This window comes from Slackia faecicanis, assembly GCF_003725295.1.
GTDB classification, from domain to species: Bacteria; Actinomycetota; Coriobacteriia; order Coriobacteriales; family Eggerthellaceae; genus Slackia; species Slackia faecicanis.
In genome coordinates, this window is record NZ_QICB01000001.1 from 573,807 (window position 1) to 583,874 (window position 10,068).

8 protein-coding genes are annotated in these 10,068 nt (G+C 64.7%); all 8 read right to left on the reverse strand.

The window, feature by feature from the left end; all coding sequences use genetic code 11:
• Nucleotides 1-10: 10 nt before the first annotated feature.
• A complete protein-coding gene (gene rnr / locus DMP07_RS02565) occupies nt 11-2,041 on the reverse strand; it encodes a ribonuclease R (RefSeq protein WP_123197570.1) in 2,031 nt (676 codons plus the stop codon).
• A 70-nt stretch (nt 2,042-2,111) separates the two neighbouring features.
• Nucleotides 2,112-3,365 carry a S41 family peptidase gene (locus DMP07_RS02570; RefSeq protein ID WP_123197571.1) on the reverse strand — a complete coding sequence of 418 codons (1,254 nt, stop codon included), beginning with the start codon at nt 3,363-3,365 and terminating at the stop codon, nt 2,112-2,114.
• 10 nt (nt 3,366-3,375) lie between these two features.
• On the reverse strand, nt 3,376-4,287 hold the full coding sequence (ftsX, locus tag DMP07_RS02575) for a permease-like cell division protein FtsX (RefSeq protein WP_123197572.1): 912 nt from the start codon (nt 4,285-4,287) through the stop codon (nt 3,376-3,378).
• The gene (ftsE, locus tag DMP07_RS02580) at nt 4,280-5,284 is read right to left on the reverse strand and encodes a cell division ATP-binding protein FtsE (RefSeq protein ID WP_123197573.1); all 1,005 of its coding nucleotides are present in this window, start codon (nt 5,282-5,284) and stop codon (nt 4,280-4,282) included. Before ftsE ends, ftsX begins: the two co-directional genes overlap by 8 nt.
• A gap of 141 nt (nt 5,285-5,425) precedes the next feature.
• The gene (locus DMP07_RS02585) at nt 5,426-6,373 is read right to left on the reverse strand and encodes a transketolase family protein (RefSeq protein ID WP_123197574.1); all 948 of its coding nucleotides are present in this window, start codon (nt 6,371-6,373) and stop codon (nt 5,426-5,428) included.
• Nucleotides 6,366-7,229, reverse strand: a complete 864-nt coding sequence (locus DMP07_RS02590; protein ID WP_123197575.1) for a transketolase — start codon at nt 7,227-7,229, stop codon at nt 6,366-6,368. Before DMP07_RS02590 ends, DMP07_RS02585 begins: the two co-directional genes overlap by 8 nt.
• A gap of 11 nt (nt 7,230-7,240) precedes the next feature.
• On the reverse strand, nt 7,241-8,335 hold the full coding sequence (gene prfB / locus DMP07_RS02595) for a peptide chain release factor 2 (protein WP_123197576.1): 1,095 nt from the start codon (nt 8,333-8,335) through the stop codon (nt 7,241-7,243).
• Between the two features lie 2 nt (nt 8,336-8,337).
• A partial coding sequence (locus DMP07_RS02600) for a preprotein translocase subunit SecA (protein WP_211324482.1) occupies nt 8,338-10,068 on the reverse strand: 1,731 nt, incomplete at its 5' end.

Below are 10,068 nucleotides of genomic sequence, written 5' to 3' on the forward strand. Positions count from 1 at the left end.
GTCAGGCGACCTATCGCTCCACCAGTTTGAAATCGGCACGGCGCTCGTAGGGATAGACGGCGCCGATGCGCACGCGCACGCGCATGCCCAAGCGATAGACCGCCATCGTGTCGGAACCCGTGAGCATGCGACGCACCGGGTCGAGCGCGAAATACTCTTCGCGTCCGCCCAGGGAAACGAAGCCTTCGGCCGTGTTTTCCAAGCGCACGAAAAAGCCCGATGCGGTCACGCCCGAGATGATGCCCTCGGCGACCTGGCCGACCTGCTGCTGCAAAAGCTCGTAGAGCTTGAGCTCCTGCGATTCGCGCGCGGCCTCTTCCGCCGTGCGCTCCGCAGCCGACGAATGCTCGGCGATCGCCGCCATGGCGTGCTCTTCCGCCGTGGTTTCCTGACTGCGGCCGAAAAGCGCCGTTTTCACCATGCGATGCACCATGAGATCGGGATAGCGCCTGATGGGGCTCGTGAAATGCGAGTATGCGTCGCTTGCCAGACCGAAGTGGCGCTCGCAGACGTCGCGGTAGACGGCGCGCTTCATGCTGCGCACGAGCAGCGACGACACGAGGAATTCCTCCCTGCGGCCACGCGCGTAGGCCAGCACGCGCTGGATCGCGCGCGGGTCGGCGCAGGAAAACGCGTCGAGCGACACGTGTCCGTCGTAGCCGAACTCCTGCAGGATCGGTTTGAGCTGGGCCATGTCGCTTTTCGTCGGCGCCTCGTGCACACGGTAGATGTTGGCCGTCTTCCTGTCGCGCAGAAAGCGCGCCACCGCCTCGTTAGCGGCGATCATGGCCTCTTCCACCAGCGCGGTGGCATCGGTCTTGGTGCGCAGGTCCACGCTCACGGGCCTGCCCGCCTCGTCGAGGCGCACCTTCGCTTCGACGCTTTCGAAATCCATACCGCCGCGCGCGATGCGGGCCGTATGGATACGCTGCGCCGTTTCGTTCAACGCGCCGATGCACGAAGCGATATCGCGGGCCAGCGCATCGGAGGCCACGCCTACCGCCTTGGCGGCCGCGTCGGACTTGCCGCGACGCAGCGCATCGATGCATTCCTGCGCCCGTCCGTAGGTCAGGCGCGCGCACGACTCGATCACGGACGGATAGATATCGGCGCGCAGCACCTCGCCTGCGGGCGAGACCTTCATGTCGACGCTCATCGTGCGGCGCAGTTCGCCTGGGAGTAGCGAGCACACATCGTTGGAAAGCGACTCGGGAAGCATGGGGATGACGCGGTCGACCAGATACACGCTCGTGCCGCGGCGGCGCGCCTGCAAATCAATCGGACTGCCCCACTCCACATAATGCGACACGTCGGCGATATGCACGCCGAGAAGCATGGACCCGTCGTCGAGACGCTCAATGGAAAGCGCATCGTCGAAATCTTTCGCGTCGTCGGGGTCGATGGTGAACACCGTGCGGCCCGTCAGGTCGCGATAGCGCCCGTCGGACAGCGCGCGTTCGGCATCGTGCTCGACCGCGGCCGCCTGCTCGAGCGATGCGGCCGAGAAGCGCGTCTCTAGCTTATGGCGCGCCACGATCAGCTCGACATCGATGCCGGCGTCTCCCGTATGGCCCACCACCTCCTCGACCACGCCCTGCGCGGGCTCGTGGCGCGTAGGATACGCCGTCATGCGCACGCGCACGATATCGCCGTCTTGCACATGCGGCGCGTCGCGGCGCAGCGTGAAGATGTCGTGCCTGATGCGCGGGTCTTCGGGAACCACCACGCCGAAAGGCTCGGCCACCTCATAACGGCCCACGACGAATTCATGGGCGCGCGAAAGCACCCGCACCACGCGCGCGGGCGGCTTTTCCGAACTGCGGACGCTTTCCTTGCGCGAATTGCACGAAGATGAGCCCAGGCGCGCCACTTCCACGAGGTCGCCATCGAAAGCGTCGGCGGTCTTCGACGCAGGAATGTAGAACTCGCCTTCGGCCGTCTGGACGAAGCCGTAGCCCGCCCCGCACAGCTCGAGGACGCCGCGAGGATGGGCGCGCGGCGTGCGTCGGGTGTTCGACTTGCGCGATCTGGATCGGGCCATGCGGCCTCCCCTCTCATGAAACAGCGCGCACCCCGGAACGGCCCCGGGGTGCGCGCGATGAAACGAAACGCTATGCCGCCAGCGATGCCGCCGTTTCGACGGCGAAATCCTTCTGGTTGTCCGTGGACGAACCCTCGCGCACCGTGACGGTGACGTCGGGCGCCACGCCCACCTTGTCGATGGGATAGCCGTTCGGGCTGATGTAGCGGGCGGCGGTGTAGCGCAGCGCGCCGCCGAACGAAAGCGGCTTGGTCACCTGGACCGAACCCTTGCCCATGGTGGCCGTGCCCGCGACCGTGGCGCGGTCGGTGTCGCGCAATGCGGCGGCGAGGACCTCGGCAGCGCCCGCGGTGTTGCCATTGACCAGCACCACGAGCGGGGCGTCGGTGGCCGCATCGCCCGAAGCCTGCTTGGTCGTCTTCGCATCGAGCGTGTCGATTTCCACCACTACGCCGCTGCGGATGAACAACGAAGCCACCTCGACCGCCTTGGTCAGGTATCCGCCCGGGTTGTCGCGCAGGTCGAGCACGAACGACGCAGCGCCTTCGGCGGCGAGCTCTTCGACGGCCGTGCGCACAAGCGCATCGGAGTTCTGCGTGAACTGCTTGAGCGCGATATAGCCCACGGACCCGATCTTCTGCGTGACCACGTTAGGCTCTTTGTAATCGGAGCATACGAGCGTGGTGGTGAACTCGGTGCCTTCACCGCCTTCGGTGGCCGAAGGGCGAAGCCAGGTCACCACGACCGTGGACCCCTGCTCGCGCTGGACCGCGTTGATCGACTCAGTGGCCGTCCAATCCTGCGAACGGTCGCCGTCGATCGCCACGACGATATCGCCCTGGCGCACGCCCGCCTCGGCGGCCGAGGACCCCTCGAACACGTCGAGGGCATAGGCGCGGCCGTTTTCCTCCGAAAAGAACACGCCCACGCCCGGATATTCGTCGGCGGATACGTCGACGAACGCCGTGTAGCGCGTGCTGTCGAAATAGCGGGCATAAGCGTCGTCGGTGGTTTTGAGGAAGGCGTCGAGCACCGAGCGAGTGGCGGCCTCGGCGTCGTAGGTGTCGAGGCTGCTGGCGAGCAGCAGGCTTTCCACCTCGTCGAGACGCGAAGACACCTCGGCCATATCCTGCAGGGTGCTCTGGGCGTTTTTCTTGCTATTTTCGGATACGACGAAGCCGACCCGTTCCATCAGGTCGGCATTGCCGCGCACGAGAAATCCCGCGCAGAAGAGCAGGCACGCGGCGATGCAAAGGACCAGAATCCTGAGGACCCTCGCATTGCGCGCGCCCGTCTCGATATGTCTGCTTTTCATGTTGCGCATGGCGCGTTCTTTACACCTTCAGGTAGCGGCGCATGGCCAAAAGCGAACCGATCGCAGCAATGACCAGGCCGAACAGGATCATAAGGCCGTAGATGCCCATATACACCGTGCCGGGAAGCTCGATCGGCAGCCACATAAGGGCGTCGGAGACCTGCGGCAGCGCGAAGCGGCGCAGAAGCTCGATGGCGCCCACCGCGAGCGCCGAGCCGAGGACTGCGTGCACCGCGCCTTCCATCAGGAAGGGCCCGCGGATGAAGCCGTTCGACGCGCCGACCAGGCGCATGATCGAGATTTCCTTGCGACGGGCAAGGATGGCCAGGCGAATGGTGTTGTTGATGAACACCAGCGCGATGAAGATCAGCAACGCGATCAAGGCCACGCCGATGTAGCGGATATAGCTCGTCAGGCTGAACAGGCGGTCGACGCTGTCTTCGCCGTACTTCACGCTATCGGAGGGGTCTTCCGGGTTGTCGCAGATTTCCTTGAACGCGGGATCGGCGGCAAGCTGGCCCGCGATGGTCTCGACCATCTGGGGGTCGGACAGCTCGATATCGATCGACGCCGGCAGCGGGTTGGTGCCGTCGAGCTGGTCGACGATATCGGTGGAGCTCATGGAGTTCTGGAAGTTCTCGAGCGCCTGCTCTTTGGTGGTGAAGCCGACGTGCGCGACGCCCGCGGTGCCCTCCAGGTCTTTCATCACGGCATCGATCGAAGACTGCATGGCGTCGTCGTCGATATAGGCGGTGATTGACACCTTGTCCTCGACCGAAGACACGGTGTTGTTGATGATCGCGCCGCCGACCAGAAAGATTCCGATGATGAGCAGTGAAAGGAAGATCGTGACGATCGAACCGAGCGCAGTGCTGAGATTGCGCGTGAATCCGGTGAGGGATTCCTTGAAGAAGTAGATAAGGCTAGACATCGAAGCCGTACACCCCCCTGTCCTGGTCGCGGGTCAGCTGGCCGCTATCGAGAGCGATGACGCGACGGCGCATGTTGTCGACCATCTCGCGGTCGTGCGTCGCCACGAGCACCGTGGTGCCCGTACGGTTGATGCGCTCGAGCAGGTCCATGATGCCGCGGGACGTCTGCGGATCGAGATTGCCGGTAGGCTCGTCGCACACCAGCAGCGGAGGACGGTTCACGATGGCGCGCGCGATGGAGACGCGCTGCTGCTCGCCGCCCGAAAGCTGGTCGGGGCGCTTGTTGAGCTTGTCCTGCAGGCCGACGAGGCGCAAGACCTCGGGGACCTGCGTCTTGATGACATGGCGGCTCTTGCCGATGACCTCGAGGGCGAATGCGACGTTTTCGAAGACGGTCTTGTTGGGCAGGAGCTTGAAGTCCTGGAAGACGCAGCCGATGTTGCGGCGCAGATACGGGACGCGCCAGTTGCGCATCGTGGACAGGTCTTCGCCTGCGATGTAGATATGGCCGTCGGTCGGCTTGAGCTCGCGCGTGATCAGCTTGATGAAGGTCGATTTGCCGGAACCGGAATGGCCGACCAGAAACACGAACTCGCCCGCATAGATCTGCAGGGAGATGTCGTGCAGCGAGGGCCTGTTCGGCTGGGCGGGATAGACCTTGGTCACGTGGTCGAAGGTGATGACGGGAGCGCCGACGGGCTGCTGCTGGACGTCGTCGACCGACAGCGTGGGCAGCGAGGCGGAAAGGTCGGGCAGAACGCCGGTCTGAGCGGGGCGCTTCTGCTGCGCGCCGTGCGCGGGCGCGGCATGGGCCGCGACGACGGGCATGGCGCCGGTGGCCTGAGGCGCGTGGTCTGCGCTCGGGATGGCCTGCGCAGGAGGCCTGGATGCAGCATCGTGGGCAGGAGCCGCATGGCGGCCCTGCGGCGCGAAAGACGCCGTATCGGCATCCGTCGCATCGTGGACGCGACGCTGCGCATCGTTCGTGTTCGTCACAGAATGCTCCGTTCAAATCGTGATTACTGGACTCAACCAACCTATTTTAACAAGGACGCCGCACTGGCGTGCGGCGGTCACAGAATGTTCATCGAGGCTCCGACAGGAGCCCCGATGATATACATATTTCCAGGTCAGAGCCTAGTTGTTCTTCTTCGCGATAGCAGCCTTGGCAGCCTCGACGATAGCCTGGGCGTCAAGCTCGAACTCGCGCATGAGCTCGGCCATCTCGCCCGACGTGCCGAAGCAGTCGCGCATGCCCACGCGGACCAGCGGAGCGGGCAGGTTCTCGGCCAGCGTTTCGGCCACGGCGCCGCCCAAGCCACCGATTACGGAATGCTCTTCGGCGGTGACGACGCAGCCGGTCTTGCGCACCGACGCGAGGATGCGCTCCTCGTCGAGCGGCTTGATCGAGAACGCGTCGATGACCTCGACGGAGATGCCGGCCTCGGCCAGCATGTCGGCTGCCTTGAGGGCCTCGTCGATTTCGACGCCGCATGCGGCGATCGTGACGTCGGAGCCTTCGCGCAGCACGTTCGCGCGGCCGAGCTCGAGCTCGACGCCTTCGTCGTAGACGCACGGCACCGAGGCGCGGCCCATGCGGACGTACACAGGACCCGGGGTTTCGGCGGCCAGCTTGATGGCGGCCTTCGCCGAAGCGTAATCGGCGGGAACCAGCACGCGCATGTTGGGCAGAACGCGCATCAGGGCGATGTCTTCGACCATCTGGTGGCTGCCGCCGTCAGGGCCGACGGAGACGCCCGCATGCGTCGGGGCGATCTTCACGTCGAGATTGGCGTAGCACACGGTGTTGCGGATCTGGTCGTAGACGCGACCCGTGCCGAAAACGGCGAAGGAGCCGGTGAACGCCACATGGCCCGTCAGCGCGAGGCCTGCGGCCACGCCGACCATGTCCTGCTCGGCGATGCCCACGTTGAACAGACGCTCGGGATAGGCGTCGCCGAGCTTTTTGGTGGTGGTGGAGCCGGAAAGGTCGGCCTCGACGGCGACGACCGGTTTGCCTTCCTCGACCAGTTCGACCAACGTCTCGCCGAATGCAGCGCGCGTGGCCTTCTTCTCGTTAGCCATGCAGGGCCTCCTTCTGGGTCAGTTCGTCGATAGCCTGTTCGGTCTGCTCGGCATTAGGCGCCTTACCATGCCAGCCGGCCTGGCCCTCCATGAAGGAGACGCCCTTGCCCTTGACGGTTTCGGCGACGATGACCTTGGGCTTGCCCGCACGGGAAGCCTTCGCGGAGGTCAGCGTGTCGAGCACGGCCTCCATGTCGTTGCCGTCGCAGGTGTAGACCTGCCAGCCGAACGCCTCGAACTTCGCGACGAGGCTCGCCAGCGAGCACACGTCTTCGACGGCGCCGTCGATCTGCAGATGGTTGTGGTCGACGATGGCCACCAGGTTGTCCAGGTTGCGATGGGCGGCGAACATGGCCGCCTCCCAGACCTGACCCTCCTGGCACTCGCCGTCGCCCATGAGGGTGAAGACGGTGGCGTCGTCGCCTTCGAGCTTCATGCCGCAGGCCATGCCGGAAGAGATGGACAGGCCCTGGCCCAGAGAGCCGGTCGAAGCCTCGACGCCGGGAAGCTTGCGGCAGTCGGGATGGCCCTGCAGGCGGCTGTGCAGCTTGCGCAGCGTTGCCAGCTCGTCTTTGGGGAAGTAGCCCGCCTCGGCGAGCGTGGCGTAAAGGACAGGCGCAGCATGGCCCTTCGAGAGCAGGAAGCGGTCGCGGCCGGCCTTGGCCGGATCGCTGGGATCATGCTCGAGCACGCCGCCGAAATACAGCGCGCACAAGATCTCGGCGGAAGAGAGCGATCCGCCGGGATGCCCGCTGCCCGCTTCGGCCACCATGTTGACGATATCGACGCGGATATCGTTGGCCTTGCCTTTCAAATCTTCTAGGTTCACGTCGTTTCCTTCCGATGGTGCGACAATCGATACCTTGGTTATTGCGAGACACGCCAGCGGTGATAGCCGACGACGAACGCTTCGAGATCGCCGTCGAGCACCGCATCGACGTTGCCCGTTTCAATATTACTACGAAGGTCCTTGACCAACTGGTACGGGTACAGAACATAGTTTCGAATCTGGCTTCCGAAGCTATTCTCCATACGTTCGCCACGCAAAGACGCGAGTTCCTCGTCGCGCTTGCGGCGTTCGATTTCATAGAGCTTAGCGCGCAAGACCTTGAACGCCGCCTCTTTATTCTGAAGCTGGCTCTTCTCGTTCTGGCAGGTCACCACGATGCCCGTGGGCATATGCGTCAGGCGGACCGCCGAGTCGGTGGTGTTGACGCACTGGCCGCCCGGGCCGCTCGAACGATACACGTCGACGCGGACGTCGGCGGGATTGAGGTCGACCTCGATGTCGTCCGACATCACGGGCAGCACCTCGACGCTGGCGAACGTGGTCTGGCGGCGCTTCTTGTCGTCGGTCGGCGAGATGCGCACCAGGCGATGGACGCCGTGCTCGCTTTTCAGCATGCCGTAGGCGTTGTGGCCCTCGATCTGGATGACCGCGCGGTCGAGGCCGATGCCCTCGCCCGGCACCACGTCGAGCGGCTTGGCCTTCCAGCCCTTTTGCTCGGCGTAGCGCACGTACATGCGGTAAAGCATCTCGGTCCAGTCCTGAGCCTCGAGGCCGCCCTGGCCGGGATTGATCGAGAGGATGGCGTCGTTGGAATCCATCTCGCCCGAGAACCATGACTCCATCTCGAAGCGGCCGAGCATCTCGGCCAGACGGTCGAGCACCCGCTGCTTCTCGTCGAGAAAAGCCTCGTCTTCGGAGGCGAGCTCGGCGGCGGCGCGGGCGTCGTCGAGCAGCGCTTCGGCTTCTTCGTAGCCCGCGATCGTATCGCGCAGGGCGCTGGCCTTGCGCGATATATCCTGGGCACGCGACGCATCGTTCCAGAAATCGGGCGATGCGATCTGCTTATCGAGCTCGGAAAGCTTCTTGGCCTTCTCGTCGATGCGCATCCACACACGGGCGTCGGCGACGCGCTGCGCCGCCGCCTCTATGTCTTTCGATTCTTTTTCTGCCATGACTACCTATCGCGACCGTGACACTTCTTGAACTTCAAACCGCTGCCGCACGGACAGGGATCGTTGCGGCCGACATTGGCGTACGGATCGTGCTCGTCTTTGCGGTAGGTCTGGGGCTTTTGCTGCTCCTGCGGACGAGGCCTCTGCGCGCCGCCATTGGCAGGACGCGAAGCGCTCATCGTGGAATCGAGCGTGGCCTCGGGAGAGGAGTAGCTCACCGCGCGGCCCTCGAGCGGCGACTTCTCCTCCTCTTCCACCTTGGCGGCCACCTGCAGGCGCAAAAGCGTGCGCAGGAAGTCCTCGTACATCGAGGCCGTGAGCGCGGCGAAAGCGGCATGGGCCTCTTCCTTGTACTCGACCAGCGGGTCGCGCTGGCCGAAGGCGCGCAGGCCGATGCCCGTCTTGAGGTAATCCATCTCCTGGAGGTGGCTCATCCAGCGGGCGTCGATGATGCGCAGCATGACCTGGGCCTCGAGCTTCTTCATGTTCTCGTCGCCGATGACGGAGCGCTTCTCCTCATAGACCGACTCGAGGTAATCGATCAGGGCCTCGGAGACGGCCGCGGCCTCATCGTCGTGGTCGAGCTTTTCGACCTTGAAGTCGGGGCGGCCCGTCATGTCGGCGGCCCACAGGTCGACCGCGCGCATATCCCAGTCGTCGCTGGCGTCGCGCGACGAGCAGTTCTCGTCGACGACCGCGTTGGCCGCGTCGGCGATGATGTCGTCGATGCGGCTCGTGAGGTCCTTGCCGTCGAGGATCGCGTTGCGCTCGCCGTAGATCGCATTACGCTGCAGGTTCATGACGTCGTCGTATTCGAGGACATTCTTACGCGCGGCGAAATGCATGGCCTCGACCTGGCGCTGGGCGCTCTCGATGGCCTTGGACACCATGCCCGCTTGAATGGGCACGTCGTCTTCGGCGCCGGTCTTTTCCATCATGCGACCGATCGAATCCATGCGGTTGCCGCCGAACAGGCGCATGAGGTCGTCTTCGAGAGACAAGTAAAACTGCGTCAGGCCGGGATCGCCCTGACGGCCGGCGCGGCCGCGCAGCTGGTTGTCGATACGGCGCGACTCGTGGCGCTCGGTGCCGATGACGGCCAGGCCGCCCGCGGCGAGCACCTTGTCGTGCTCTTCGGCGCAAACTGCCTTGGCCTGGGCGAGCGCGTCGGCGCGCTGCTCGGCCGTGGGCGCGGGCATCGCGTTGGGATCGTCGACCTCGTCTCCCGGCATGCGGTCGGGGTCGAGGCCTTTGTCGCGCAGCACGTCTTCCATGAGCACGTCGGGGTTGCCGCCGAGCAGGATGTCGGTGCCGCGGCCTGCCATGTTGGTGGCGATGGTCACGGCGCCCAGACGGCCCGCCTGCGCGACGATATGCGCCTCGCGCTCGTGGTTTTTCGCGTTGAGGGTCTCGTGCGGGATGCCGCGCTTGTCGAGCAGGCGCGACAAGCGCTCGGAGCTTTCGATCGACACGGTGCCGACCAGGCAGGGCTGGCCCGCCGCATGGCGCTCGGCCACGTCTTCGGCCACCGCGCGGAACTTCGCGTCGATCGTGCGATAGATCAGGTCGTTCTCGTCGATGCGCTGAGGCGTCCTGTTCGCAGGGATCGCCACCACGGGCAGGTTGTAGATCTGACGGAACTCGCCGTCTTCGGTCATGGCGGTACCCGTCATGCCGGAAAGCTTGCTGTACAGGCGGAAATAGTTCTGCAGCGTGATCGTGGCGAGCGTCTG